Source organism: Arcobacter sp. YIC-80, assembly GCF_044841725.1.
Lineage (GTDB): Bacteria > Campylobacterota > Campylobacteria > Campylobacterales > Arcobacteraceae > Arcobacter_B.
The window spans coordinates 334,318-361,141 of sequence record NZ_JBJBSI010000001.1 but is presented as its reverse complement, the minus strand read 5'-3'; the positions used below and the strand labels follow the sequence as shown (position 1 = coordinate 361,141).

General features: G+C 26.7%; 24 protein-coding genes. 20 read left to right on the top strand and 4 right to left on the bottom strand.

The annotated features are described in order from the left end of the window. The first annotated feature begins 50 nt into the window (after positions 1–50). The 6 genes from ACH5BK_RS01590 (at position 51) to ACH5BK_RS01565 (ending at position 8,149) form a co-directional block, all read left to right on the top strand. Positions 51–1,298: an argininosuccinate synthase gene (locus tag ACH5BK_RS01590; RefSeq protein ID WP_404304053.1), complete on the top strand. Its 1,248-nt coding sequence runs from the start codon at positions 51–53 to the stop codon at positions 1,296–1,298. A gap of 170 nt (positions 1,299–1,468) precedes the next feature. Continuing rightward, positions 1,469–2,563 (top strand): M20 family metallopeptidase, encoded by a 1,095-nt coding sequence (locus ACH5BK_RS01585; protein ID WP_404304052.1) that lies wholly within the window; start codon positions 1,469–1,471, stop codon positions 2,561–2,563. A gap of 22 nt (positions 2,564–2,585) precedes the next feature. Next, a complete protein-coding gene (locus ACH5BK_RS01580; RefSeq protein WP_404304051.1) occupies positions 2,586–3,488 on the top strand; it encodes a RimK family alpha-L-glutamate ligase in 903 nt (300 codons plus the stop codon). Between the two features lie 10 nt (positions 3,489–3,498). Continuing rightward, positions 3,499–5,001 (top strand): helix-hairpin-helix domain-containing protein, encoded by a 1,503-nt coding sequence (locus ACH5BK_RS01575; protein WP_404304050.1) that lies wholly within the window; start codon positions 3,499–3,501, stop codon positions 4,999–5,001. A 1-nt stretch (position 5,002) separates the two neighbouring features. After that, positions 5,003–7,588 carry a M14 family zinc carboxypeptidase gene (locus ACH5BK_RS01570; protein WP_404304049.1) on the top strand — a complete coding sequence of 862 codons (2,586 nt, stop codon included), beginning with the start codon at positions 5,003–5,005 and terminating at the stop codon, positions 7,586–7,588. Positions 7,589–7,648: 60 nt separating this feature from the next. After that, a complete protein-coding gene (locus tag ACH5BK_RS01565) occupies positions 7,649–8,149 on the top strand; it encodes a gamma carbonic anhydrase family protein (RefSeq protein WP_404304048.1) in 501 nt (166 codons plus the stop codon). A gap of 23 nt (positions 8,150–8,172) precedes the next feature. Here the strand turns inward: ACH5BK_RS01565 and ACH5BK_RS01560 are convergent, their stop codons facing one another. Both ACH5BK_RS01560 and ACH5BK_RS01555 read right to left on the bottom strand, forming a co-directional pair. Beyond that, positions 8,173–9,096 (bottom strand): dUTP diphosphatase, encoded by a 924-nt coding sequence (locus ACH5BK_RS01560; protein ID WP_404304047.1) that lies wholly within the window; start codon positions 9,094–9,096, stop codon positions 8,173–8,175. A 109-nt stretch (positions 9,097–9,205) separates the two neighbouring features. Then, positions 9,206–9,376, bottom strand: a complete 171-nt coding sequence (locus ACH5BK_RS01555) for a uracil-DNA glycosylase (RefSeq protein ID WP_404304046.1) — start codon at positions 9,374–9,376, stop codon at positions 9,206–9,208. Between the two features lie 76 nt (positions 9,377–9,452). Here ACH5BK_RS01555 and ACH5BK_RS01550 point away from each other — a divergent pair, with 76 nt between their 5' ends. Next, positions 9,453–10,850 carry a methyl-accepting chemotaxis protein gene (locus ACH5BK_RS01550; RefSeq protein ID WP_404304045.1) on the top strand — a complete coding sequence of 466 codons (1,398 nt, stop codon included), beginning with the start codon at positions 9,453–9,455 and terminating at the stop codon, positions 10,848–10,850. 41 nt (positions 10,851–10,891) lie between these two features. Further along, complete coding sequence (locus ACH5BK_RS01545) at positions 10,892–11,299, top strand: PAS domain-containing protein (RefSeq protein WP_404304044.1); 408 nt, start codon at positions 10,892–10,894, stop codon at positions 11,297–11,299. On the opposite strand, the gene recR is transcribed toward ACH5BK_RS01545, so the two are convergent. Beyond that, positions 11,296–11,868, bottom strand: a complete 573-nt coding sequence (gene recR / locus ACH5BK_RS01540; RefSeq protein WP_404304043.1) for a recombination mediator RecR — start codon at positions 11,866–11,868, stop codon at positions 11,296–11,298. The genes ACH5BK_RS01545 and recR overlap by 4 nt on opposite strands. Positions 11,869–11,953: 85 nt before the next feature. Here recR and dnaJ point away from each other — a divergent pair, with 85 nt between their 5' ends. From dnaJ to ACH5BK_RS01520, 4 genes are all read left to right on the top strand, one after another. Further along, the gene (dnaJ, locus tag ACH5BK_RS01535) at positions 11,954–13,072 is read left to right on the top strand and encodes a molecular chaperone DnaJ (RefSeq protein ID WP_404304042.1); all 1,119 of its coding nucleotides are present in this window, start codon (positions 11,954–11,956) and stop codon (positions 13,070–13,072) included. 50 nt (positions 13,073–13,122) lie between these two features. After that, complete coding sequence (locus ACH5BK_RS01530) at positions 13,123–16,548, top strand: transporter substrate-binding domain-containing protein (RefSeq protein WP_404304041.1); 3,426 nt, start codon at positions 13,123–13,125, stop codon at positions 16,546–16,548. Positions 16,549–16,617: 69 nt separating this feature from the next. After that, complete coding sequence (gene trpB / locus ACH5BK_RS01525) at positions 16,618–17,835, top strand: tryptophan synthase subunit beta (protein ID WP_404304040.1); 1,218 nt, start codon at positions 16,618–16,620, stop codon at positions 17,833–17,835. Positions 17,836–18,007: 172 nt separating this feature from the next. Further along, positions 18,008–18,895, top strand: coding sequence for a formate dehydrogenase subunit gamma (locus tag ACH5BK_RS01520; RefSeq protein WP_404304039.1), 888 nt, complete (start codon positions 18,008–18,010; stop codon positions 18,893–18,895). A gap of 25 nt (positions 18,896–18,920) precedes the next feature. On the opposite strand, the gene ACH5BK_RS01515 is transcribed toward ACH5BK_RS01520, so the two are convergent. Further along, the gene (locus ACH5BK_RS01515) at positions 18,921–19,823 is read right to left on the bottom strand and encodes a DMT family transporter (protein ID WP_404304038.1); all 903 of its coding nucleotides are present in this window, start codon (positions 19,821–19,823) and stop codon (positions 18,921–18,923) included. A 76-nt stretch (positions 19,824–19,899) separates the two neighbouring features. Here ACH5BK_RS01515 and ACH5BK_RS01510 point away from each other — a divergent pair, with 76 nt between their 5' ends. The 8 genes from ACH5BK_RS01510 to pdxH all read left to right on the top strand — a co-directional run bounded on the left by ACH5BK_RS01510 (position 19,900) and on the right by pdxH (position 26,824). After that, on the top strand, positions 19,900–20,505 hold the full coding sequence (locus tag ACH5BK_RS01510; RefSeq protein WP_404304037.1) for a hypothetical protein: 606 nt from the start codon (positions 19,900–19,902) through the stop codon (positions 20,503–20,505). A gap of 98 nt (positions 20,506–20,603) precedes the next feature. After that, positions 20,604–21,374, top strand: coding sequence for a bifunctional hydroxymethylpyrimidine kinase/phosphomethylpyrimidine kinase (gene thiD / locus ACH5BK_RS01505; RefSeq protein ID WP_404304036.1), 771 nt, complete (start codon positions 20,604–20,606; stop codon positions 21,372–21,374). 13 nt (positions 21,375–21,387) lie between these two features. Next, entirely contained in the window at positions 21,388–22,146 is a 759-nt protein-coding gene (locus ACH5BK_RS01500; protein ID WP_404304035.1) for an SDR family NAD(P)-dependent oxidoreductase, read from the top strand. Continuing rightward, a complete protein-coding gene (locus ACH5BK_RS01495; RefSeq protein WP_404304034.1) occupies positions 22,143–22,574 on the top strand; it encodes a nuclear transport factor 2 family protein in 432 nt (143 codons plus the stop codon). Before ACH5BK_RS01500 ends, ACH5BK_RS01495 begins: the two co-directional genes overlap by 4 nt. Positions 22,575–22,920: 346 nt before the next feature. Further along, on the top strand, positions 22,921–24,159 hold the full coding sequence (locus ACH5BK_RS01490; RefSeq protein ID WP_404304033.1) for an NAD(P)/FAD-dependent oxidoreductase: 1,239 nt from the start codon (positions 22,921–22,923) through the stop codon (positions 24,157–24,159). Further along, positions 24,156–24,902 (top strand): DUF1365 domain-containing protein, encoded by a 747-nt coding sequence (locus tag ACH5BK_RS01485; RefSeq protein ID WP_404304032.1) that lies wholly within the window; start codon positions 24,156–24,158, stop codon positions 24,900–24,902. Before ACH5BK_RS01490 ends, ACH5BK_RS01485 begins: the two co-directional genes overlap by 4 nt. Position 24,903: 1 nt before the next feature. Continuing rightward, positions 24,904–26,130, top strand: coding sequence for a class I SAM-dependent methyltransferase (locus tag ACH5BK_RS01480; protein WP_404304031.1), 1,227 nt, complete (start codon positions 24,904–24,906; stop codon positions 26,128–26,130). A 52-nt stretch (positions 26,131–26,182) separates the two neighbouring features. Continuing rightward, positions 26,183–26,824: a pyridoxamine 5'-phosphate oxidase gene (gene pdxH, locus ACH5BK_RS01475; protein WP_404304030.1), complete on the top strand. Its 642-nt coding sequence runs from the start codon at positions 26,183–26,185 to the stop codon at positions 26,822–26,824.

Genomic DNA, 26,824 nt, shown 5'->3' with positions numbered 1-26,824 from the left:
TTAGATATAATATTTGCTTAAAATTTATATGAAATCATAGGATAAATTAAATGAGTAAAAAAGATGTTAAAAAAGTTGTATTAGCTTATAGTGGTGGGCTTGATACTTCAACTATATTAAAATGGCTTCAAGATGAGTATAAAGCTGAAGTTATTACTTTTACTGCTGACTTGGGACAAGGTGAAGAAGTTGAACCTGCAAGAGAAAAAGCTTTAGCTTGTGGAATTAAACCTGAAAATATTTTTATTTTAGATATCAAAGAAGAGTTTGTAAAAGATTATGTATTCCCAATGTTTAGAGCAAATGCAATTTATGAAGGTGAATATTTATTAGGTACATCTATTGCTAGACCTTTAATCGCAAAAAAACAAATTGAAATTGCTAATAAAATGGGTGCAGATGCTGTATCACATGGAGCTACAGGAAAAGGAAATGATCAAGTAAGATTTGAACTTGGATACTTAGGATTAAACCCAGATATTACTGTTATTGCTCCTTGGAGAGAATGGGATTTAAATTCAAGAGAAAAACTATTAGCTTATGCAAGAAAACATGGAATAGAAATTGATAAAAAACATTTAGATGAAAATGGAAATCCAGCAATTTCTCCTTACTCTATGGATGCAAATTTACTTCATATCTCTTATGAAGGTTTATCATTAGAAGATCCAAATGCAGAACCAGAAGAATCAATGTGGTTATGGACTAATTCTCCTGAAGAAGCACCAAATGAAGCTGAATATATTACTATTTCATATAAAAATGGTGATCCTATTGCTATTAATGGTGAAGAAATGTCACCTGCAACTATCTTAGAGACTTTAAATAAATATGGTAATAAACATGGAATTGGAAGAATCGATATTGTTGAAAATAGATATGTTGGGATGAAAGCTAGAGGTTGTTATGAAACTCCAGGTGGAACTATCATGTTAAAAGCACATAGAGCAATTGAATCAATTACATTAGATAGAGAAGCTGCTCATTTAAAAGATGAATTAATGCCTAAATATGCTAAGTTAATTTACCAAGGATATTGGTTCTCTCCTGAAAGAGAAATGATGCAAGCAGCTATTGATAAAACACAAGAAAATGTAGAAGGTACAGTAAGATTAAAACTTTATAAAGGTAATGTTATTGTAGTTGGAAGAGAATCAGAAAAATCTTTATTCTCAGAAGCACACTCTACATTTGAAGAAGATGAAGTATATAACCAAAAAGATGCAGAAGGATTTATCAGACTTAATGCTCTAAGATTTATAATTTCTGGTGAAAATAAAAAATACTATCATTTATAAAAATATAAATAAATAATATTTATATTACTTACAAAAAGGGCATTTTTTACAAATGCCCTTTTTTTATTATTAATTAAAACTATACCCAAACTTTTTATAGTAGCTAAAATGTAACTTTTTTAAGATATAATATTATGTGTATTTATATAATTTAAAAAAAGTGAAAATAAATGAACTATTTAGAAGATCTTAAAAAAATAGTAAAAATCAATTCATATACTGCAAATAAAGATGGTGTGGATGAAGTTGGCTTACAAATGACACAATGGCTTGAAAATATAGGCTACTCTACAACTAAATATAAAAGAGAACTTATTGGAGATCATCTTTTATTTAAATCAAACAAAAAAAATGGAAAGAAAATATTATTATTAGGTCATAATGATACTGTATTTCCAAAAAATTATTTTGAAGATTATACAGAAGATGAAAAATGGATTTATGGTCCTGGTGTTTGCGATATGAAGGGTGGGAATATTGTAGCACTAGAAGCTCTTAGAAATCTTTATAAAAAATATGGTCAAATTAATAATATCGATTTTTTACTAGTAAGTGATGAAGAAACTGGAAGTGATGATTCTAAAGATGTTACTTCTAGTTTAGCAAAAAATTATGATTATTGTTTTGTTTTTGAAGCTGCAGGTAAAAATTTAGAAGTAGTAACTTCACGAAAAGGTGTTGGAAGATATATTGTTAAAATAGAAGGAAAAGCAGCTCATGCAGGTACTTCTTATGAAAAAGGAATAAATGCAAACCTTGAAGGAGCAATTAAACTACAAAAATATAGTCAATTACTTGATTTAGATGAAGGTACTATTGTAAATGTAGGAAAATGTGAAGGTGGAATAGGAATAAATACAGTATCTCCTTTTTTTGAAATGATGTTTGAATTTAGATTTGATAAAAAAAGTGAAAAACAAAGAGTGATGAGTTGCGTTGAGGAAATATCTAATACTAGTTTTGTTGAAGGTTCAATTTGTCATCTTGATGGAATAATTCAAAGAGATGTTATGGAAGAGAATCAAAAACAATTAGAGTATCTTAATTTTTTAGAAAAACTTACAAATCAAAAAATTCCTAAAGAACACAGAGGTGGAGTTAGTGACGCTAATATTGTTTCAAATTGTGGAACAATTACTATTGATGGTTTCGGTCCTTATGGGGATGGGGATCATACTTTAAAAGAAAGAGCACTTAAGAGTTCTTTTGAACAACGAATACAAATGATGACAAAAATTTTAGATTATTATCAAAATAGCAATTAAAAATATTTATAGAAGGGATAGTATGGGCAATAGACAAATTGGTATGTGGTTATATCAAAATGGTGGTGGAGATAAAATCCAAGAAAAATTAATTAAACAATTAAAACAAAGAGATATTGATGTACTTGCTAATATAAATTTAAGAGATGCAATTGCAAAAAATGGGCATATCTTATACAAGGATATTAAACTTGATAAATTAGATTTGTTCTTTTCTTATAATGCAGGAGAGCAAACGCAATATCAAATGTATTTGTATAAAGCATTAAATCATGTAATACCAATGATTAATTCTTATGATGCTTTTGAATTAACAGAAGATAAATTTCAAACATCTTTTCTTTTAAGGCACAACAAAATACAAACAGCCGATTATAAACTTTGTCATAGGGATGATACTCATCATCTTCAAGAAATAATGGAGAAGTGGACTAAGATGGTTTATAAACCAACTGATGGTTGGGGTGGAGTTGGTCTTACAAAAATAGAAAACCAAGAGACATTAGATATGTTAATTCCTTTTTTAAATCAGATGGATTTGAGATATTTTTATGTAGAAAAATTTATAGATTATGATAATACTGATTACAGAATTGATATTGTTGATGGACAGTTTGTTGGTTGTTATGGAAGAAAGGCAAGAGAAGGAAGCTGGAAAACAAATGTTACTAGTGGAGGAAGTGTTTTTCCTAGAGAGGTAAATGATGATGTAATCAATTTGGCACTAAAAGCTGTTAAAGTTACAGGACTTGATATTGCAGGAGTTGATATTATTTATGATAGAAAAAAAGAAGAGTATATAGTTTTAGAAGTAAATGGAATTCCTGCTTTTGCAACACCAGAGCAAGAAAAACTTGGACTGGACTTTAATGATAAAAAAATAGAACTAATAGCAAATTTAATTGATAAAAAAACAAAAAAATAAGGGAGAGAAAATGGATAAATTACCAAAATTGGGATTTTTATATCTTGATTATGTTTTAAGATTCTTTGATCATTCAAATTTCAAAGGTTGGCCAGATAAAATTGAAGAAGTTGTATATCATTGGAAAAATGATAAAGATAGATTTATTAAGGAAGTTAAAAGAAAAAAGATTGATATCTTAATTGGTAATATTCCAGCTACTGCTTATGATACTTTTGTAGAGATATCAAAAGAGTTACCTCATGTTAGGTTTGTTCCTTCACTACAAACACAATTTTCAAATAAATCAAAAGAGAATGTAACTTTATTTTGTGAAAAAAATAATCTTAGTATCCCTAAAACAAAGATTTTTTATGATAAGAAAAAAGGTTTTGAATATTTAAAAAACAAAGCCTCTTATCCTCAAATTATAAAAAGGTCTTATGGACCATCTAATTATGGTGGATACTATGTACACAAAGCAGATAATTATAATGAAGCAAAGAAATTATTAGAAGATAAAAAATATAATCCTATTTATACACAAAATGCAATTGATTTAAAATATTCAGGGGATTTAAGAGTTATGTTAATTGGACATAAACCAATTTGTGCATTCTGGAGATTCTCAGGAGCTGGTGAATGGATTACTAATACATCTCAAGGTGGTTCAATGTCTTATGATAATGTTCCTATGAATGCTTTAGAATTAGCAGTAGATGCAAGTAAAGCTGCAAAAGCTGAGTATTGGGCTTGTGATATAGCAATAGATGCCAAAACTAATAAAGCATATATATTAGAGTGTGCGACTGCATTTGCAGCCTTTCCTTATATTAGAGATTGGATTGGACAATATTTAATGTGGGACTTTTCAAATGGAAGATTTGGAATACCTCATATTCCTTTATATTCGTGGGAAGAATTAGGAAAAATTGATTCATCTTTACTTAGAACTATGAGACATATTGGGTTTAGTAAATATAAACCTTCTTGTGATGGTACATGGTATATAAATGATCCTAAAGATAAATTTGATATGTCTTTAACAGAAAAATCAATTGATTCAGATTTCCCTGCTTCTGTTAATTCTAAAGATTTACCAATTAAAAAAGAGTTAAATAATCAAGCCTTAAAAGATGAATTTGTTTTAGAAAGAATAAACTTCAATTGTGCTTCTCTAACTGATATTATGACTCTTCATGGTATGGAAGAGGAGTTAGCATTAGAAATTCAAGAATATTTAAAAGATAACATTGTGACAGATGCAAGTGATTTATTAGAACTTGAATCAATAGATGAACAACTTTTAAAAACATGGGATGAAAATCTTGATGATATGAGAATTGATATAAATACTGCAAATGAAGAAACTCTTAAGAAAATTAAAGGGATTGGATCTAAATTAGCAAAAGTAATATTAGATTTTAGAAATACTTTTAATGATTTTAGTTCAATTGATGAGTTAAAACAAATTGATGGTATAGGAAAAAATAAACTAACTCAATTAAAGTCTAGATTAAAAATAGGAGAATAAGTTGAAACAACTTTATAGATCATACGCCCAGTCAACAGAAATTTTTAAAGATTTAGAAAAGAAGTATCCAAAGTACATTAAGCTTGAATCAATTGGACGAACTTGGGAAAAAAGAGATATAAATTTAATTACAATATCAAAAGATATACAAACAGCTTCAACTAGACCTGCCTTATTTTACACAGGAACTATTCATGCTAGAGAATGGATTGGACATGAATTAGCAATTGAATTTGTAACTTATATTTTAGAAAATTATGATAATGACCCTATTCTTAAGTTCTATTTAGAACACGCAACAATTTATATGGTTCCTTGTGTTAATCCTGATGGTTATGAATATTCAAGAAACCATTTTTCTTTTTGGAGAAAAAACAGGCGTGTAAATGCTGATGGAACTTATGGAGTAGATTTAAATAGAAACTTTCCAATAGGTTTTGTAAAATCAACATTAACTACTTCAAATGTATATGGAGGCCCAGAGCCATTTAGTGAACCTGAAACTCAAGCTTTAAAAAAATTTGTTGAAAGTCATGGGAATATAACAATAGCTTTAGATTATCATTCTCAAGGAAATGTCTTTTTCCCTGCCCATGATTTTAGACATGAGGATACTTTTGATACAACAGATATGAATACTTTATGTGCAAATATGGCAGAAAAAATTAGAAAAATTTCAGGTCGAGAATATGGGATACATCAAGGAAAACCACCAGCTAAACTTATTTCAGGAAGTGGTAGAGAATTTTATTATTCTAAAGGAATAATCTCTACTGTTGTTGAAGTTGGAACTAGAAATATAAGTGATTATTTAGATGATATGAGTGAACATATTAGAGAACATATTCCTGCACTCTTAGCTGCTGTAGCAGAAGTACCAAACTATAGTGGAAATGGCCCTAAAAGAGTTGAATCTTTTGAAGTAACTGATATAGGTTCTTCCCATGTAGAACTAAAATGGAATTATGAAGATAAAGAAAATATATACTTTGAGATTTATAGAAGTTTAAAAAATAAGTCTTTTTGTAATGATAGTAATTTAATAGTGAGAACTCAAAAATTAGAATTTAGTGATATTAATCTTTTTTCAAATAAAGATTATTATTATAATATTAGAGCTGTAAATAGTAAAACAGGTTTAAAATCACCTTTTTGCCCACAAATTAAAATTAGAACAAATCTTGAATATGATGAATTTAGTAGAACTTATTATGCTAGTAAAAATGAAACAGGATATGTATCTGAAAATATTAATGATAATGCAAAACATTTTGGTGTTAACTCTTTGTTTGTTGGTGTTGATGAACATAAAGGTGTTTCTTATGCAGTTATTACTATTGATATAAAGTCTTTACCTTCAAATGCATTAATAAAACATGCAGAGTTTAATTTATACCCTATTAATAGAGTATCAACAACAATTGAAAAATATGGTGAATGGAATGTTGCTATAGTTGATCAAACCCAAATGGGAGATATTACTGATTTTGATGATGTTGATAATATGAAAATTATTAAATATATAGGAAGACCAACTCAATCTCATCAATTAACACAAGGTATATGGAGAACTTGGGAATTCTCGGCTATGGAGTGTGAATTTCTAAAAAAGTATGTTCATAATAATAAAATAGTATTAAGAGTTGAAGGTCCAAAAGAACTTAGAATTGGAAGAACTAGACAAATGATGCAATGGGACATAGGTTATGGTAAATTTGGTTTTGGTCTTACATATAGACCAAGGTTAGAATTAACATATACATTAAAACCTGAAATAACTGCTTTATACCCTACTTCTGTTAATACAATAAGCAAAAATGAGATAAAAAATGATGAGATAACAGCTGGTTTTGATGAAAATGGATTAAAAATATATTCAACTTTTGAATTTAATTTATCATCATTACCTCCTTATGATAAGAGCATGATTACAAAAGCATATTTTGAGTTAAATTCAACAAAAATATATATTAAAGATGATATTAGATTTCATATTGAATTTGTCGATGATAATATTGAAAAAAATTATGAAAGTATCACAAATAGAGAAGTTATACAAAATATTGGTTATGATGTTAGTGCAGCAGAGCTTAAGAATAATCAAACACAGTATTTTATGTTTGACACTTTTGCTGAAAAGACTTTAAATGAAAAAGTAAAAGATAAAGAAAGTATTTCTTTTGTCTTAAAACCTACTTCTTCAAAAAAATCAATCAAAAATAAAAAAGTATCTTGGGAAATTAAAAATATATCTTTATCACCAAAATTAATTATTGAACATATACCAAAAAGAAGAGATAGTTTAGCTCAAGTAAAAAATGCAAAGCTAATTGAAGAAAATGGAAAAGTGAAATTAACTTGGGAAAACCCTATTGATATTGATTTTGTAGGTGTAAAAGTTATAAAAAATCCATTTAGAGAGCCTTATTCTTCTCAGGATGGTCAAAAACTTTATGCAGGTAAAGATGATTATACTTATGATGATTTTGGAGCAATGGATATCGATAAGTATTATGCTATATTTACTTATGATGATGTTCCAAATTATAGTAAGCCTATAATATTAAAATATAATGCAAGTAAGTAATACTTATTTGCATTTTTAAAAATCACAAGTTATAATAAACCTAAAAAATTAGGAAATAATATGATTTTGAAGTTTAAAGAATTTTATCCAAAAATAGATTCAACTGCGTGGGTAGCACCTAGTGCTGATATTATAGGTGATGTTATTATTGGCGAAAACTCTTCTGTTTGGTTTCAATGTGTAATTAGATCAGATGTAAATAAAGTTAGAATAGGCAAAAATACTAATATTCAAGATTTATCTATGATACATACAGATACTCACACATCAACCATAATTGGAGATAATGTAACTATAGGACATAAAGTTATGCTTCATGGTTGTAAAATTGAAAATAATTGTCTTATTGGAATGAGTGCTACTATTCTTGATGATGCAATAATTGGTGAAGGTTCTATTGTTGGAGCTAACTCTTTAGTAACATCAGGGAAAAAGTTTCCACCTAAGAGTTTGATTATGGGAAGTCCTGCTAAAGTAGTAAAACAGCTAACTGATGAAGATGTAGAAGGCTTAATTAAACATGCAGGTCATTATGTAGATTATAAAAATGATTATAGCTAAAAGAGTTTTCTTTTAGCTATAAATTACTTACATTGTTTATAAGACTCTTCAAGTTTAGTGTATAAAATTTCAAAGCTTACATCTTCCATATTTTCAAGATGTGAAACCATAACTACATTATCTTCTTTTCCATTCCATTCTTTGATATATGTACCTTCTTTGTATCCATTGTCTTGTCTAAATTTATTTAAACAGTTTTTTCCAATATAAAGTTTTTGTAGCCAAGTAAATGATAACCCTGATACCTTACAACATCTAAAAAACTGATCAATAAATCTTTCAACACCACTAAATGATGGCATATTATTAGTTTCAATTGCTAAAGCTATATAAGATAGTTTTTCTGCTTCTTTTACCATAAGTTTTACATCAACTTCTGTTACAGCTTCATATATACAATGTGTATTTACTAAAGATACAGCTTTTGGTACATTTGTTTCTTGTAATATATAAGACATTAAAAAGTGCCAAATATCAACTAATTCTACATGAATATTTTGCATATCTGGTTTTGCATTAATATTTTTCCAGTGTTTCCAAGGAGTAGAATCAATTAATTCAGCAACTTCCATGTGGATACATCTAAGCCAGTTGATTTCTTTTCCAAATTTATTTCTTCCTAATTCCCAATTTTTACCATTTGTTGAATCATTTAATTGTTTTTGTAGTAAAAACATCTCTTCTAGTTTATGAGGGAAAGATGAAGCTTCTTCTAATAGTTCAGCTAAAGGTAGACACTCTTCTACTAAATTATCTAATGTAGTGTTGTTTGGTAATTCTTTTTCACCTTTCAATAAATGAATAATTAAAGATACAGTATAAGGTACTTCATCTTTTTCTTCCCAAACTAAAACATCTGATGATGTAACACCAATATATTGTACAAAATCTTCGATTGATAAAAATCCTAAAGTTTTTATACTATCTTTTAAGTCTTTATATAACAAACTTGTCTCCTAATAATAAATAATTGTTTCATTTTTGTAATAATAGCTAATTTTGCATGAAGAGTAGATTTTGTAAAAAATAAATATTTAAAAAGTTATAAATAACTAATTATAACTTTTTTTGTTGATAAAAACTACATATACTTCCACTAGAGTTTTTTACAATAATTGAAGGAATAATTTTTGATTTAAATCCATAAGCTTTACAACCATGGGGGCTGTTTTGTTCCCATGTTACATAATAATAAATACACTTTTGACATATAATTCTTTTTTCCATAGCTACATTTTAACAAAAATTAACTATAATAAAATTAAATTAAAAAAATAACTAAAATAACGCTAAAGGTTAGAGAATGTTTACAAACATGAGTACAGACAAAAGACTTTGGGTAAATATGATACTTACTCAAATAGGTTTTGCTTGCATTAGTATTATAGCTATTATTTCTGCATCTGATATGGTTGCTATTGTTACTATAAACATAGTTTTTGCTATTTTAATTGCATTTACTACTTATGCTGCAAAAAAAAGAATCGTTGGGGGTATTTTTAGATTTAAGAAATATCTTGAAGAGATGATAAACTTTACATTTATGAGAAGTAATAGTGTTCAAAGAGCCGAATATATCAAAAAAGATGAGATAGGTCTAATTCTTCATGAAATGAATGATTATTATGATACATTTGATGCTATGAGAAAAGCTGATATGAAAGTATTAGGTGAAATTATTTTAACTTTAAACAAAGTTGAACAAGGTATTTATAAATGTAGAGTAAAATCTGACTCTGATAACTTTATGATTAGTACTTTAAGAAAAGCATTAAATCAAATGTTAGATGTTTTAGAAGAAAATATGAATAGTTTAAAAGAAGTTTCTACATCTTATGCAAAAGATGATTTTACAAAAAAAATTGATATACCTTCATATCTAAAAGAAAATATGCTTGAAGTTATGACTAGTGTAAATATATTAGGTGATGCCTTATCAAAATCAGCAAAAACAAGTTTTGAAAATGGTGAAAAATTAAAAAATAACTCAACTTTAATGAAAACATCAATGGATAACCTTTCTTCTAAAGCAAATGAACAAGCAGCTTCTTTAGAACAAACATCAGCTTCATTAGAAGAAATCACTTCAATTACTAGAAACAATGCAAATAATGCAGCAAAAATGGCTGAACTTGGAAGTACTGTAAATAATGCAGTTTCAAACGGAAGAACTTTAGCTTCTCAAACAGCTTTATCTATGGAAGAAATTAATACAAAAGTATCATCAATTAATGAAGCAATTAGTATTATTGATCAAATAGCATTCCAAACAAATATTTTATCACTTAATGCAGCAGTTGAAGCAGCAACAGCTGGAGAAGCTGGAAAAGGTTTTGCAGTTGTAGCTCAAGAAGTAAGAAATCTTGCTTCAAGAAGTGCAGAAGCAGCAAAAGATATTAAAAGTTTAGTTGAAGATGCCAATGAAAAAGCTAATGAAGGTAAAAATATTTCTGATGAAATGATTAAAGGTTATGAAACTTTAGATAATCATATTAAAGAAACAATCTCAATTATTGAAGATGTAAGTACTTCATCAAAAGAGCAAATGAGTGGAATTGAGCAAATTAATGATGCTGTTACAATGCTTGATAGAGTTACACAAGAAAATGCTAATGAAGCAAATCAGACTACTAATATATCAAATGAAGTATCGTATATGGCAGATTTATTAGTTGAAGATGCAAAAAGCAAAAAATTTTAAACTGAATAATTAAAAGAAAAAGAAATAATTGGAGATATATTATGGCAGCAGGACAAGAAACAGTATTAGATGATTATGCTTTTTTAGTTAGTGAAACTGATGAGAAAGGTATAATAAGATTTGCAAATAACGACTTTTGTAGTATTGCAGAGTATACAATTGAAGAATTATTAGGTCAACCACATAGTATGGTAAGACATCCAGATATGCCAAGCAAAGCGTTTAAATCACTTTGGGAGACAGTACAAAAAGGTGAGATTTGGACAGGTTATGTAAAAAATGCTACAAAAACTGGTGGTTACTATTGGGTTTATGCGACTGTATATCCATTTGAATCGTGCGATGGATCAAAAGGTTATATGTCTTGTAGAAGAAAAGCTAGTAGTAGTGAAATTGCAGAAGCACAAAAACTTTATGACCAATGGAACAAAGAAGAAGGTAGAAATTAAACTTCTACCCTACTTTGTATAGCTTTAGATAAAGATAAAATATCAACATTTTCTAAACTAACACCTGTTGGAACTCCTTGGGCTATTTTAGAAAATTTGATATCTTTATTTTTTAATTTATCTTCTATAAATAAAATAAAAGCATCATTAGCAATTGATGGAGTTATAGCAAATAAAACCATCTCAACATCATTTTCATTTACAAATCTAATTAAAGCATCAATAGCTTCTTGATCTAATTCTTCTATAACAAAATATTTTCCATCAAATTGTTTTGAATCTTCGATAATAAATATATCTTTTGCACTTTGTACAATACATAACTTTGTATTATCTCTAGAATCATCTAAGCAAAATTCACATATTTCATGTTCACTCATTGAACCACATTTAACACATTTAGTTATATTTTTTAACGCATTTTCAATACTATGTGCAATTTTAATACCACAATAGTTATCATTCATTACTACATGATAAGCAAGTCTTAAAGCTGATTTTTTACCAATTGTTGGTAAAGATTCGAAAGCTTCAACTAATTCATAAAATTTTTCTAATCCTTTTTTCATAGGCGGATTATATCTTATTTTTATAATATTTTAGATAAAATCGCGAATATTAACAAATATAAAAAATTATTTAGGAGATATTTAATTGACTGAATTAGATTATTATGAAGTATTAGAAGTAAGTAGAGATGCACAAAAAAGTGAAATAAAAAAAGCTTACAGAAAAATGGCGATGAAGTATCACCCAGATAAAAATCCTGATGATGCTGAAGCTGAAGAAAAATTTAAAGCTGTAAATGAAGCATATCAGGTATTAAGTGATCAAGAAAAAAGATCAATTTATGATAGATATGGAAAACAAGGTTTAGAAGGACATGGTCAAGGTGGAGGTTTCTCAGGAGGCTTTGATGACTTAAGTTCTGTATTTGAAGAAATGTTTGGTTCTACTTTTGGTGGAGGTTCTTCAAGAAGGCAAAGAAAATCTTATAATTATAATTTAGATATTGCAGTTGAAGTAAAACTAGAGTTTAATGAAGCAGTTTTTGGATGTAATAAAGAAGTAGATTATAAATATAAAACAGCTTGTAAACCATGTAAGGGTACAGGAGCAAAAGATGGAAAGCTTTCAACTTGTCCAACGTGTCAAGGTGCAGGTCAAGTACATACAAGACAAGGCTTTATGACATTTGCACAAACTTGTCCAACGTGTCAAGGTTCAGGTCAAGCTGTAAGTGCTTCTTGTAAATCTTGTGGTGGAAATGGATATGATGAAGTAAAAGATTCATTTAAAGTTGATATTCCAGAAGGTGTTAATGATGGAATGAGAATAAGAGTATCAAATAAAGGTAATATAGCACCAGATGGTACAAGAGGAGATTTATATTTACAAGTAAATGTAAAAGAAGATTCTCATTTTGTTAGACATGATGATGATATTTATCTTGAAGCTCCAATTTTCTTCACTCAAGTTGCACTTGGTGATAAGATTAAAATACCTGGTCTTAGAGGTGAACTTGAGCTTGAAATACCTGCAGGAGCTAAAGATAAACAACAGTTTAAATTTAGAGGAGAAGGTGTTAAATCTGTACAAGGTTACGGTAAAGGTGATTTAGTAGTACAAATTAAAATTGAATACCCTAAATCTTTAACTGATGAACAAAAAGAATTATTAGAAAAACTTCAAGAGAGTTTTGGAGTTGAAAGTAAACCTCACGAATCAAGCTTTGAAAATATGTTTGATAAAGTAAAGAAGTGGTTCTCTTAATTTAATAAGATTAATCCTTATTTAAGTATAATACTTGAATAAGGATTAATATGAAAAATATACACTTCATAATACTTTTTCTAAATTTTATTTTAGTTAGCTGTTTTGCCTCTGATGAAATCAATTTAACAAAAGAAGAAAAACAATTTATAAAAAATAACCCTATAATTAATGTTGGGGTAGAAAAAGATATCGCTCCATTTTATTTTAAATATGCCAATGAATATACAGGTCTTAGTAAAAAATATTTAAATATAATATCAAAAAAAACGGGTCTTAAATTTAAAGAAATAGAAGATAGCTGGGAAAATATTTTAGAAAAAACTAAAAATAAAAAAAATGATCTTATACCATTAATAGTTAAAAATAAATATAGAGAATCAAATTTCATATTTTCAGATCCTTACTTAACTGCAAGAGACTATGCCTTTATCAATACTAATGATTCTACTGAATATAAATCTTTGAATGATTTAAAAGGTAAACGATTTGCTGTTGTAAAAGGATATCCTGAAATTAAATTTATGAAAGAAAATTATCCAAGTATTAAAATTGTTTATACAAACAACTTATTAGAAACAATCGATGCAGTAGTTACTCAAAAAGCAGATTTTTTTCTTTCTAATATTGCAATAGCAAATTATATGATTACTACAAATTCAATCAATAATATAAAACCTGAATTTTATACAAATGAAATGGGAAATATTTTACATATTGCAATTAGAAAAGACTATATTATTTTAAGAAATATTATAAATAAAGTTTTATCAAGTATTCCAATTGAAGAAAAAATCAGATTATCAAACATTTGGATGAATGAAAAATTAGATATTGTAAAATCAAAAATTAATTTTACTAAAGAAGAACAAAGTTTTTTAAAAAATAAAAGTAAACTTATAATTGCTAATGAGTATGATTGGATACCTTTTGACTTTTATGAAAATGATAGACCTAAAGGATATATTGTTGATTATATTAAACTTATAAGTAGTAAACTTGGATTGGAACCAGTTTTTATAACAGATAATTGGACTCAGTTATTAAAAAAATTTAAAGAAAATAAAATTGATGTTTTACCAGTTATTGCTTACAGTGAAAATAGAGAAAAATACTTAGAATATACCTATCCAGTATTTGAACAAGTTTTATCAATAGTTACAAAAAAGTCTACAACTAATATTATTAATATTGATGACTTAAAAAATAAAAAATTAGGAATGATTAAAGATTGGCAGCTTACAAAGGTTATAAAGAAAGAATATCCTCAAATTGAAATAGTTGAATATAAGACTTTAAAAGAAATTTTTGATGCAATTAAAAATAATTATATAGATGGGAGTATTCAAAATAATTTATTAGCAAGATATTATATTAACAAGTATTATTCAAGGGATTTAAAAATTACTTCATCTGTAATTATACCTAATTTTAAAAATGAGTTATATATAGGAGTTAGAAAAGATTTGATTATGCTAAAAAAGCTTATTAATAAGGCTATTAACTCTTTAAATCAAAAAGAGTTAGAACTATTAAATCAAAAGTGGCTTAATTATGCAGAAGAAATTAACTTTACTAAAGAAGAACAAGAGTTTATAGAAAATACAACTATAAATGTTGCCTATGGTGTTGATTGGGCACCTATAAGTTTTGTAGAAAATGATAAAGCTTATGGTTTAGGTTTTGATTTTTGGCAATATATTACTAATAAAGCAAATTTAAAAGTAAACTTTGACTTTAAAAGCAATTTTACTAATGCTTTAGAGGATATAAAATATAAAAGGAATGATATTATCATTAGTACATCTAAAACTAATGATAGAGAAAAATATGCAATATTTTCAGATATTTATTACAAAGCTCCTTTAGGAATAGCAACTTTAAACAATAAAAACTATATTCCTGATGCTTCATATTTATTAAATAAAAAAGTTGGTGTAGGTAAAGACTTCACGGCATATAGATTATTAAAAGAAGCATATCCTAAAATGAAATTTATTTTTTACAATGATATTAAGCAAGGTTTAGAGTATCTTTCTAATAATAAAGTAGATGTCATAGTTGATTCTATGCCTATTTTAGTTCATAATATTAAAAAATATGCATACAGTAATATAAAAATATCTGGAAGTACAGGTATTAGTTTTGATTTACAAGTGATGATTAGAGATGATTATAAAGTTTTACAATCTATAATTAATAAAGTTTTAAAAACAATGACTTCTGAAGAAAGACGAGCTATATATGATAAATGGTCAAAACTTGAATACACTCAAGTATTTGATTATTCAATTCTTTGGAAATACTTTTTGCCTTTACTTATTATAATATTTGTTATTCTTTATAAAAATAGACAGTTACTTAAATATCAAAATAGTTTAAAACAAACAAAAAGTGAATTAGAGAATACAGTAGAAAACTTTCGAGCTTTAATAAATCTTACAATTGAAGGAATATTTATTGTAAAGGGGAATAGGATTCTTTTTACAAATATAGAAGCTATAAAAATGTTTAATTTAAATAAAAAAAAGTTAAAAGATTTAGAATTTGATTCTTTATTTAAATATGAAAATAAACAAAAATTAGACTTTATAATTAAAGAGTCTAAAACAAAAACTTATGAATTAACAGCAATTAAGAAAAATGCAAAGGTATTCCCTGTTCTTTTAAAGTCTAAAACAATTTTCTTTGAGAATAAATATTGTGATATTGTATCAGTTATAGATATGAGCGAAATAAAAGATAAAGAACAATTAATAATACATCAATCAAAAATGGCAAGTTTAGGTGAGATGATAGGTAATATAGCTCATCAATGGAGACAACCTTTAAGCTTTATATCCACAGCTGCAACAGGAATGAAACTACAAAAACAGTTCAATCAATTAGATGATAAAACTTTTAATACTACTATTGATAATATATCACAAACTACAATGTTTTTATCACAAACAATAGATGACTTTCAAAACTATCTTAAAACTGATAAAACGAAAATAAAATTTAATCTTAATAAGAGTATAGAAAAACTTTTAAATATTGTAAAAAGTTCTTTTTCAAATAATTTTATTGAAATGGAATTAAATTTAGATAAAGAGATTTTTATAATTTCTTATGAGAATGAATTAACTCAAGCATTGTTAAACATAATTAACAATGCAAAAGACGCTTTAAAAGATAAAGAATATAATACTAGATATATAACTATTAATTGTTTTAAAAATAAAAATAATGTATTTATAGAAGTAATTGATAATGCAGGAGGAGTAAAACCAGAATTAATAGATAGAGTTTTTGAACCATACTTTACAACAAAACATAAAAGCCAAGGAACTGGACTTGGTTTATATATGACTCATAAAATTGTAAATGAAAGTTTAAATGGAGAAATTAAAATAGAAAATATTTCTTATATATTTCAAGAAAAATCATTTGATAAATGTGCAAAAGTGACTATTAAACTTCCACTTTCATAAGAGATTAAAAACATATAGAATATAATATTCGCCATTTATTACGCTTAGAAAAGACAAAAGGAAGCACTTATGGCTAAATCTTATTTAGAATCAAATCCAGATGAAAATGGTTATTTTGGAAGATTTGGGGGTTCTTTTATTCCTCCAATGTTAGAAAAACCATTTGCAGATATTACAAAAGCTTATGCAGAGATTAAAAATTCTCCTGAATTTATTGAAGAGTTAAAATATGTAAGAAAGCATTTTCAAGGAAGACCAACTCCAATTACTTATGCAAAAAATTTAACAGCTCATTGTGGTGGAGCTAAAATATATTTAAAAAGAGAAGATTTAAATCATTCAGGTGCACATAAATTAAATCACTGTATGGCAGAGGTAATTTTAGCTAAACAGATGGGGTTTAAAAAAGTTATTGCTGAAACAGGTGCAGGACAACATGGAGTTGCCTTAGCAACAGCTGCTGCATACTTTGGTTTAGAGTGTGAGATACACATGGGAGAAGTTGACATTGCTAAAGAGCATCCAAATGTTGTAAGAATGAAGATATTAGGAGCAAAAGTAATTCCTGCTACGCATGGTCTTAAAACTTTAAAAGAAGCTGTAGATTCAGCTTTTGAATCTTATGTAGCACAAGCTAATAATGCTATTTATTGTATTGGATCAGTTGTTGGGCCTCATCCTTTCCCTATGATGGTAAGAGACTTTCAAAGTATTATAGGAATTGAATCAAAAGAGCAATTTTTTGAGCATGAAGAAAATTTACCTGACAATGTAATAGCTTGTGTTGGTGGAGGATCAAATGCAATGGGAATCTTTGCAGGTTTTATTAATGATAAAGAAGTAGAACTTTATGGTGTTGAACCTATGGGTAAAGGAGAAAAACTAGGAGAACATTCAGCTTCATTAACTTATGGAGAAGAAGGAATTATGCATGGATTTAATTCAGTAATGCTTAAAGATGAAAAAGGTGAACCTGCTCCTGTTTATTCAATTGCATCTGGTATTGATTACCCATCAGTTGGGCCTGAACAAGCACACTTAAATGATATTGGAAGAACAAAAGTAGGACTTTGTAATGATACACAAGCTATAGATGCTTTCTATAAATTATCTCAACTTGAAGGAATCATTCCTGCATTAGAGTCTGCCCATGCAGTTGGTTTTGCTATGCAATTAGCAAAACAACTTCCAAAAGATAAAACAATTTTAGTTAATTTATCAGGTAGAGGTGATAAAGATATTGATTTTGTTGTAGAAAACCACCCTATTCCTAATGCTAAATTCTAATAAAAACTAAAAAAGAAATTTATTTCTTTTTTAGTCAAAAATAGTTTACCTAACATAATATATCCCTAAAAAATCTAATAATACTAGTAAAAATATATTTACTAAAATCAAAAAGTCATATTAAAGTCATTTTAGGAAGAGATAATTTTGGATATTTATTTAGGAGAACATTATGAAAAAATGTCTTTTTTTAATCTTAGGCTTATGCACGGCTTTATTTTCTTACACTACAGTTAGTGAGTCCAATCAAGAAATTATTACCAATATGTTGTCGCAACAACAAAATGGGAATAGTCATTTTGGTGACTTATTTGTTTTTTTACAAACAAAACTTTTTGAAAATGCTTACTTGTCAATTATTATAATTGTACCTTTAGTATTTTTAATCCACTATTTAATTATTGGGCCAAAAAAGTTTAAACATGATGGTAAAAAATATTATGTATTTACTCTTTTTAATAGAATAGTTCATGGTATTGCTGCTATTTCTTTTATTATAATTATACCTACAGGTCTTATTATGATGTTTGGATCTACTTTTGGTGGAGGAGAGTTTGTAAAAGCTTGTAAAGAGCTTCATGCTGTTTCTACAGTATTATTTATGATTAGTGTTGTACCAATGTTTTTAATGTGGCTTAAAAATATGCTATTTACTGCTGAGGATGTAAAATGGTTTATGATTTTAGGGGGATATTTATCAAAAGAGAAAAAACCAGTTCCAGCAGGTAAGTTTAATGCAGGGCAAAAAATGTGGTTTTGGGTATGTACTTTAGGTGGAGTTGTTATGATTTTTACAGGTGCAACTTTATATGTACAAGATTTAAATTTAGCAGTTTTAACAATGTTTGGATTAACAAAAATTGAGATGTTAAGATTATGTATAATTGCTCATAATATTGTAGGACTTGCTATGACAGCTTTATTTTTTACTCATATTTATATGTCAATTTTTGCTATTAAAGGTGCTATTGCTAGTATAATTAATGGCTATAAAGAAGAAGAGGAAATGGCTATTTTACATAGTTCATACTATAAAGAAATTCAAAAAGATAAGAAATAAATAAAGTTTCCACTTTTGTGGAACTTTATTTTTTTATACTCCTTCTTTCATGTCTAATCAAATATAAACCTGAAAAAATCACAATCCCTGCTCCTGTTATTGTCAATGAATCTGGAAGATGGTTAAATATTAACCAACCTAGTATTGAAGCACTTATTATTTCAAGATATTGAAAAGATGCTAAACTTGAAGCTTTAGAATAAAAGAAAGCTTTTGATACAAGAAGTTGAACAATTGTAGTTATTATTCCTAATAATAGAATCAACCACCAATCGTTAAGTTTGATTTGGTTAAAACCAAATGAATCTATATCTAAGAATTCACAAATGATGATAATAATAGATAAAATCGATGTAGATAATATTCCAATAAAAAACTGTAAACTTTTATTATTTGATTTGGTTGATACTTGTCTTAAACTTATTAAATATAAGGCATAAAATATTGCTGATACAATAGGAAAAAAAGATGCCATTCCATAAGCTGACCAGTTGGGTCTAATTATGATTAAAGTTCCAATTAAACCTATTATTACAGCTACTATGTGGTTTTTTTGAAGTTTTTCTTTTAGAATGATTACACTAAGAAGTGTTAAAACTAAAGGTTCAATAAAAAATAGTGCTATATTATTTGCTAAGGGTAGATATTTTAATCCCCAAAATAAAAATACAATTGAAGCACTAATAAAAAAACTTACGAAAATATACTTTTTTTCAAATGCAGATATTTTGTATTTTAAGATAAAAGATAATATTAATAATATTATAGCTTGAATAAAAAACCTAAGCCATGCTATTTGAATAATAGTGTAAGATGATGATAACCATTTTGCTATGGCATCACTAAAAGGTAGAATTAATACAGCTAATACCATAAAAAATATACCTTTTAGATTTTCTTGATTTTGATTATTGATAGTATTTTGCATAAGAAATTATAACAAAATATAATTTTATAAAGCTTTTATTTTTCTTTGATAAAATATTAAAATACAAGGAAGGAATATGAAACTAGAATATGCAGGATTAAAACCAATTATTAGTGAACATGGTATCTCTTTTAAAGATGGGAAAGAAGATAAATTTAAATACTTAAAATATGCAGCAGAACTTTTAGAAGCATTTGATCATGAATATAAAAGAAAAACTAACTATAGTCATGAATTAAAAGAGCAAAGGCTAAATTCTGATGAGATATTAAATATAATATTAAAATTTCATCCAAATATTGAAAACACAATGAATAAAGAAATTGATTCATATTTAGAACATTTAGATGAAGAAGAAAAAAATGTGCAAAATAGAGCTTCTCTTTCAGAATTAGAAAAACAAGCTTATATAAATAATCTTAAAATAATGCGAAACTATAAAATACAAAGAGCAAAAAACAAAATATTTTATTTTCATTGTATTGAAACAATTGTTGAGTTAATTATGGAACATGGTATAAAAAATATAGAAGTTCCTTTTAATGAAAGGTTTTGGCATATTTTGCAAACTATTGAAGGTAATTTATCATTACATAAAATATCAAGTGATATAAAAACAATAAAAAAAGATGAAACTCTAAAAGCAATTTTAAATATAGATATCTATATTGCTAATAAGTAAGCTTCTTTGAGCTTACTTTTTATAAACTTACAAAATACAAATACAAAAAATTAAATTATAAAGTTAAACTAACAATATAAAATTAAAAGGATTCAATAATGAATACAATTTTATCTATAGCAGGAAGTGATAGTGGTGGTGGAGCTGGTATACAAGCAGATATTAAAAGTTCTTTATATCACAATGGATTTATGACTACTGCAATTACAGCTATTACAGCACAAAACACTCAAGGTGTTCAAGGTGTTGTGGCTTTAGAACCAAGTTTTGTTGAAAAACAAATACAATCAGTAGCAAATGATTTTGATATCAAAGCAGTTAAAATTGGTATGTTAGGTTCTCCTGAATTAATAGAAGTCGTAAAAAATTATATTTGTAAACTAGATATTCCAATAGTTTTAGATCCTGTTGCTATTTCAAGAGCCAATGCTAAACTTTTAGATGATTCTTGTATTCAAAACCTTAAAGGTCTTTTTCCTTATGCAACATTAATTACTCCCAATAAATATGAAGCAAAAGAGTTTTTTGGGGTTGAACAAATAGAAGATATTTTATCATGCGAAAATTATGGAACAAATATTTTATTTAAAGATATTGAAGATAATACTGATTTTGCAGTAGATGTTCTAAAAACAAGTGATGGAAAACTAGAGTATTTCCAAACTAAAAGAGCAAGTGATTTAAATACACATGGAACAGGTTGTTCTTATAGTGCCAGTATTGCTACATTATTATCTCAAAATAACAATCTTAAAGAAGTAATAAAAATTTCAAAAGAGTATATATATCAAGCTATCAAAAATGCTCCCAATTTAGGTAAAGGAAATGGTCCTATAAAGCATAATTTAGAAGGCTTTACTGAAATATAATAAAGGATTTATTATGTCTAAAAATATATGGATAATTGGTGCTAGTAGTGGGATTGGCTATGAGCTTACAAAACTTTTTTTACAAAATGGCTATACAGTAATAGCTAGTTCAAGAGCTGCTAAAGAGTGCCATGAATTAAAAGGATTAAAGTCTTCTTTTAAACAAACTTTATACCTAAAAAATATTGATGTAGAAGATAACTCTTCTATAAAAGAAGCTACAGCTTATGTTTGGCAAAAATTAAAATATTTAGATATTTGTATTTTTAATGCAGGAGTTTATGAGTTAACATCAGTGGAAAAGTTAAATATTCAAGATTTTGAAGAAATGACTAATATAAACTATTTAGGTGCTGTTAGACTTACAAATATAGTAAGTAAATATTTCCTTTCTCAAGGCTTTGGTAGGTTTGTTTTTAATGGAAGTTTATCAAGTTATTTTGGTCTACCAAATGCGGCAGCTTATGGTGCTAGTAAAGCTGCACTTGTAAATTTTGCTCAAGCAATACAACCTGAACTTATAAAGAAAAATATTGAAGTTCAAATAATAAATCATGGTTTTGTAAAAACAAAGTTAACTAATAAAAATAATTTTGAAATGCCTGAACTTATGAATAGTAATGAAGCTGCTTTAAAAATTTTTCATGAATTAAGTAAATCTTCTTATAAATTTGAAATTAAATTTCCATATAAATTGTCATTTTTTCTTACATTATTAAGGCTATTGCCATATAAAATATCTTTAGCAATAACGAAAGGATTAATAAAATGAATTACTCAAAACAAATACAAAACTATGCGTTATTTTTTGAAAATTTAAATAAAGATATTTCTTTTTTTGAATATAAAAATATTTTTAGTGATGATGTTTATTTTGAAGATCCTTTTCAAAAAACTAAAGGTATTCAAGCTATATATAATATTTTTAATGAGATGTATAAAACTATCGATGAACCAAGATTTCTTGTAAAAGAGATAATTCAAAATGATGATATTGCTTATTTACAATGGAACTTTATGTTTAAATATAAAAATAGCAAGAATATGGAAAGCTTTACAGGAGTTAGTAGAGTACAATTAGATAGTCAAGGTAAAGTTATTTCACATATTGATTATTGGGATGCTGCTTCAAATATATATGAAAAAATTCCTGTATTAAAATCTATCTTACGATTTATAAAAAATAAAATAAAAGCATAAATAGAATAGTTTTCTATAAAATGACAAAATACAGCTATTAAAAGTAATTAATAGTTGTTATTATTACTTCAACTAAAATATTTAAGTGTCCTTGTGAGTGTAAAATTATTTATTATTTTGCTATGTTCTCATTATTACATTCAAAGCCTTTAAAGTCAGTCCAAATTGTTAAGCTTAAATATTTTAGTAATCTTGTACGAAGTAGCTCGTACTTGTAACAGTTTCCAGCAAAACTGTGTAGCCTCAACTGTTGAATACTATTTTAAAAATACTAACATATATAAAGTATTCAACAGATGTTTAAAATTAAATTGATAAATCTAATTTTTTATAAAAGGAAGATAATATGAGAATAGCAGTTCTAGGAGCAGGTATTAGCGGTTTAGGAAGTGCATATCTTCTAAGTAAAAAACATCATGTTGATTTATATGAAAAAGAAAATCGGCTTGGTGGTCATGCAAGAACTACACAAGTTGAAGAAGATGGTAAAAGATTTGGTGTTGATACAGGTTTTTTAGTTTTTAATTATGAAACATATCCTTTACTTACAAAACTTTTTGATATGCTTGATGTTAAAATAGAAAATAGTGAAATGAGCTTTGGTTTTTGGGACAAAGATAAAAACATAGCTTACAATGGAAACTCTCTTTCAGGATTATTTTTTCAGAAAAAAAATATTTTTAATTTTTCACATTATTTTATGATAAATGATATAATAAAATTTAATAAAAAAGCTAATAAAGACTTAGAAACAAATAGTTATGATTTAGATAAAACTTTAGGGGATTATCTAAAACCTTATGGTAAAGCTTTTAAACAAAGATATATTATTCCTATGGGAGCTTCTATTTGGTCTACTCCCAGTAATAGTATGAATGACTTCCCTGCAAGAACTTTTTTACAATTTTTTAAAAATCATGGTTTATTAGGTGTTACTACTCATCATCAATGGCTTACTGTATCAAATGGAAGTATAAATTATGTAAATAAAATTAAAGAAAATATTTCAGGCCAAATATTTTTAAATGCAAATATAAAAAAGGTTGAAAGAAAAAAAGATGGTGTCTTTATAACTTTTGAAAATAATGAAATTAAAGTTTATGATAAAGTTGTTTTTGCTATGCATGCTCCTGATGTTTTAGAGCTTTTAGCTGATGCAAGTTTAAATGAAAAAGAGATTTTAGAAGCTTTTAAATATAAACAAAATGATGCCCTACTTCATAATGATAAAAAAGTTTTATATCCAGATAAAAATATCTATGCTGCATGGAATTATAAAACATCTACAAAAAATAATAACGCAGTGACTTTATCATATTGGATTAATACATTACAAAATTTAAAAACGAAAAAAGATTATTTTGTATCTTTAAATGAGTTAAGTAATGTTGATGAAGTAATAGAGAAAATCTCTTATTCTCATCCTCAATTTAATACAAAAGCAATTGAAGCACAAGATAAAAGAGCTGAAATAAATGGAGTAAATAATACATATTTTGCAGGTGCTTATTGGAGATATGGATTTCATGAAGATGGTCTTTGGAGTGCAAATACTATAGCTTCAAAGTTTGGATGTGAGCTATGAGTTCAAATTTTTTTTATGATGGAGTAATATACCATAAAAGATTTCTCCCAAAACAACATGATTTTAAATATAAATTTTTTATGTTAGATATTGATATAAATAATTTAAATAAAGAAAAAAGTAAACTTTTCTCATATAATAAATTCAATCTTTTTTCTTTTAAAAGTAAAGATCACTTTGGAGGGAAAAAAGATTTTTTAGAAAACATAGATGAACTTTTAAAAAAATTTGATATCAAAAAACCTACTAAAACTAGATTTATAACACTTCCTAGAATTATGAATTTTGTATTTAATCCTATTAGTTTACTTTTAATAATTAATAAAGATGAAAAGCTTGACTTTATTTTAGCAGAAGTTCACAACTATAATGGAGGAAGAGTTATATATCCTATAAAACTAAGTCATAGAGGACATAATTTATATAGAGGTGAAATACCAAAAGATATGTATGTTTCGCCCTTTTTTAAAAGAGATGGTTCTTATAGTTTTTTATTTAGATACGACAAGTCAAATGTGGCTTTAAAAATAGATTTATTTGAAGAGAATAAAAAAATGCTAACAGCATCTTTTAGTGGAACTCCCCTTCAGTTCTCAGACAAAAATATTATAAAACTATTTTTAAAGCACACTTTTTTAACTTTTTTTGTAGTTACAAGAACTTTATGGCAGTCTTTAAAACTTTATAAAAAAGGTTTGAAATTTAATAGTGTAGAAGATATAGATACAAAAAGGAGATATTAAAATGAAAAAGCTATGGCATAAGTTTGGTGATTCTTTTTTCTCAAAATTAGAACAAGGAAACTTGAAAGTACAGTTCCCAAATAATGAAATAAAATATTATGGTTCAAAACAAGAAAAAGAAGTATTTTTGAAATTAAATAGTTATAACTTCTTTTTAAAAATAGCTTTATACGGAGATATAGGTTTTGCTGAGAGTTATATGGATGAAGAGTTTGAAACAAATGATTTAACAAAGTTAATTCAAATAGCTTTAATAAACTCCGATAACTTAGGGGTAAAAAGTGAAGATAATAAAAACAATTTTTTTATAAATATTTTACCTCATTTTAATAAAGTAAAACATTTTTTAAGAAAAAACTCTAAGAAAAACTCAAGAAAAAATATTTCTAAACATTATGATTTATCAAATAGTTTTTATAAATTATTTTTAGATGAAACGATGATGTATTCAGCTGCTATATTTGAAAATCCTGATGAATCACTTTATGAAGCACAAAAAAGAAAAATCACTCATTTAGCAAATAAATTAAATATAAAAGAAGGTGATAATGTACTTGAAATAGGTTCAGGATGGGGATCAATGGCAATACATTTAGCAAAAGAAAAAAAGTGTAAAGTAACTACAGTTACTTTAAGTACTGAGCAAAAAAAACTATGTGAACAAAGATTTAAAGAAAATAAAATTGAAGAAAGTATTGATATCTTTTTAAAAGATTATAGGGACTTAAAAGGGAAATATGATGCAATAATTGCAGTTGAAATGTTTGAAGCAGTAGGACGTGAGTATTTTGATGTTTTTTTCAAAAAATGTGAGAAGCTTTTAAAACCAAATGGCGTATTAGCTTTACAGATTATCACTATGCCTGATAATAGATATGAAACTTATTCTAAGGGTACAGATTTTATACAAAAGTATATTTTTCCAGGAGGACATTTACCTAGTGTTTCAAGAGTCCTTAAAAGTACAAGTAAACACACAAGATTGAATCTTTTGAATTTAGAAGAGTTTACAGAAGATTATGCCAAAACTTTAAATCTTTGGTATGAAAATTTTAATAAAAAAATTAAAGAAATCAAAGCCTTAGGTTTTGATGATTATTTTATTAGAATGTGGAAAATGTATCTAAATTATTGTGAAGCAGCATTTTTAACAAGAAATGTAAATTTGGTACAAGTAGTATTTACAAGAGATCAAAACATTTATTTAAATAAAGGCTTAATTGCTTAGTAGTTGTAAAAGCTATAAGTGGTAAAATAACAAATCAGTAAAAGGAATTTAAATGTTTGATTTATCAACAATGAGACAAGAATATATGACAAAAGGCTTAGATATAAATGATTTGGATTCATGTCCTTTCAAGCAATTCGAATTGTGGTTTAATCAAGCTTTAGAAGCTAAATTAATAGAACCAAATGCTATGAGTGTAAGCACAGTTGGTCTTGATATGAAACCATCAATTAGAACAGTTTTATTAAAAACTTTTGATACAGATGGTTTTGTTTTTTTCTCAAATTATAAAAGTAAAAAAGCTAAACAAATTGATGAGAATCCTTATGGAGCTGCACATTTTGCATGGTTGGGATTAGAAAGACAAGTTAAAATTGAAGGGAAAATAGAAAAAATCAGTAAAACTGCTTCTATGAAATATTTTTTATCAAGACCCAAAGGAAGTCAATTAGGTGCTTGGGTATCCCATCAAAGTGAGGTTATCAGCTCAAGAAGTTTACTTGAAGCAAAATTTGATGAAATAAAAAATAAATTTTCTAAAGGAGAAATTCCTTTCCCTTCTTTTTGGGGTGGATATATTCTAAAACCTGAAATAATTGAATTTTGGCAAGGTGGGAAAGATAGGCTTCATGATAGATTTGAATATAGATTAAATGAAGATAATAGTTGGGAAATAAATAGACTAGCACCATAG

What these genes read in the sequence shown, in the direction of transcription:
- ACH5BK_RS01590 (WP_404304053.1), top strand. Translation starts at nt 51, where the DNA reads ATGAGTAAAAAAGATGTTAAAAAAGTTGTATTAGCTTATAGTGGTGGG.
- ACH5BK_RS01585 (WP_404304052.1), top strand. Translation starts at nt 1,469, where the DNA reads ATGAACTATTTAGAAGATCTTAAAAAAATAGTAAAAATCAATTCATAT.
- ACH5BK_RS01580 (WP_404304051.1), top strand. Translation starts at nt 2,586, where the DNA reads ATGGGCAATAGACAAATTGGTATGTGGTTATATCAAAATGGTGGTGGA.
- ACH5BK_RS01575 (WP_404304050.1), top strand. Translation starts at nt 3,499, where the DNA reads ATGGATAAATTACCAAAATTGGGATTTTTATATCTTGATTATGTTTTA.
- ACH5BK_RS01565 (WP_404304048.1), top strand. Translation starts at nt 7,649, where the DNA reads ATGATTTTGAAGTTTAAAGAATTTTATCCAAAAATAGATTCAACTGCG.
- ACH5BK_RS01555 (WP_404304046.1), bottom strand. Translation starts at nt 9,376, where the DNA reads ATGGAAAAAAGAATTATATGTCAAAAGTGTATTTATTATTATGTAACA.
- ACH5BK_RS01550 (WP_404304045.1), top strand. Translation starts at nt 9,453, where the DNA reads ATGTTTACAAACATGAGTACAGACAAAAGACTTTGGGTAAATATGATA.
- ACH5BK_RS01545 (WP_404304044.1), top strand. Translation starts at nt 10,892, where the DNA reads ATGGCAGCAGGACAAGAAACAGTATTAGATGATTATGCTTTTTTAGTT.
- recR (WP_404304043.1), bottom strand. Translation starts at nt 11,868, where the DNA reads ATGAAAAAAGGATTAGAAAAATTTTATGAATTAGTTGAAGCTTTCGAA.
- ACH5BK_RS01530 (WP_404304041.1), top strand. Translation starts at nt 13,123, where the DNA reads ATGAAAAATATACACTTCATAATACTTTTTCTAAATTTTATTTTAGTT.
- trpB (WP_404304040.1), top strand. Translation starts at nt 16,618, where the DNA reads ATGGCTAAATCTTATTTAGAATCAAATCCAGATGAAAATGGTTATTTT.
- ACH5BK_RS01520 (WP_404304039.1), top strand. Translation starts at nt 18,008, where the DNA reads ATGAAAAAATGTCTTTTTTTAATCTTAGGCTTATGCACGGCTTTATTT.
- ACH5BK_RS01515 (WP_404304038.1), bottom strand. Translation starts at nt 19,823, where the DNA reads ATGCAAAATACTATCAATAATCAAAATCAAGAAAATCTAAAAGGTATA.
- ACH5BK_RS01510 (WP_404304037.1), top strand. Translation starts at nt 19,900, where the DNA reads ATGAAACTAGAATATGCAGGATTAAAACCAATTATTAGTGAACATGGT.
- thiD (WP_404304036.1), top strand. Translation starts at nt 20,604, where the DNA reads ATGAATACAATTTTATCTATAGCAGGAAGTGATAGTGGTGGTGGAGCT.
- ACH5BK_RS01500 (WP_404304035.1), top strand. Translation starts at nt 21,388, where the DNA reads ATGTCTAAAAATATATGGATAATTGGTGCTAGTAGTGGGATTGGCTAT.
- ACH5BK_RS01495 (WP_404304034.1), top strand. Translation starts at nt 22,143, where the DNA reads ATGAATTACTCAAAACAAATACAAAACTATGCGTTATTTTTTGAAAAT.
- ACH5BK_RS01490 (WP_404304033.1), top strand. Translation starts at nt 22,921, where the DNA reads ATGAGAATAGCAGTTCTAGGAGCAGGTATTAGCGGTTTAGGAAGTGCA.
- ACH5BK_RS01485 (WP_404304032.1), top strand. Translation starts at nt 24,156, where the DNA reads ATGAGTTCAAATTTTTTTTATGATGGAGTAATATACCATAAAAGATTT.
- ACH5BK_RS01480 (WP_404304031.1), top strand. Translation starts at nt 24,904, where the DNA reads ATGAAAAAGCTATGGCATAAGTTTGGTGATTCTTTTTTCTCAAAATTA.
- pdxH (WP_404304030.1), top strand. Translation starts at nt 26,183, where the DNA reads ATGTTTGATTTATCAACAATGAGACAAGAATATATGACAAAAGGCTTA.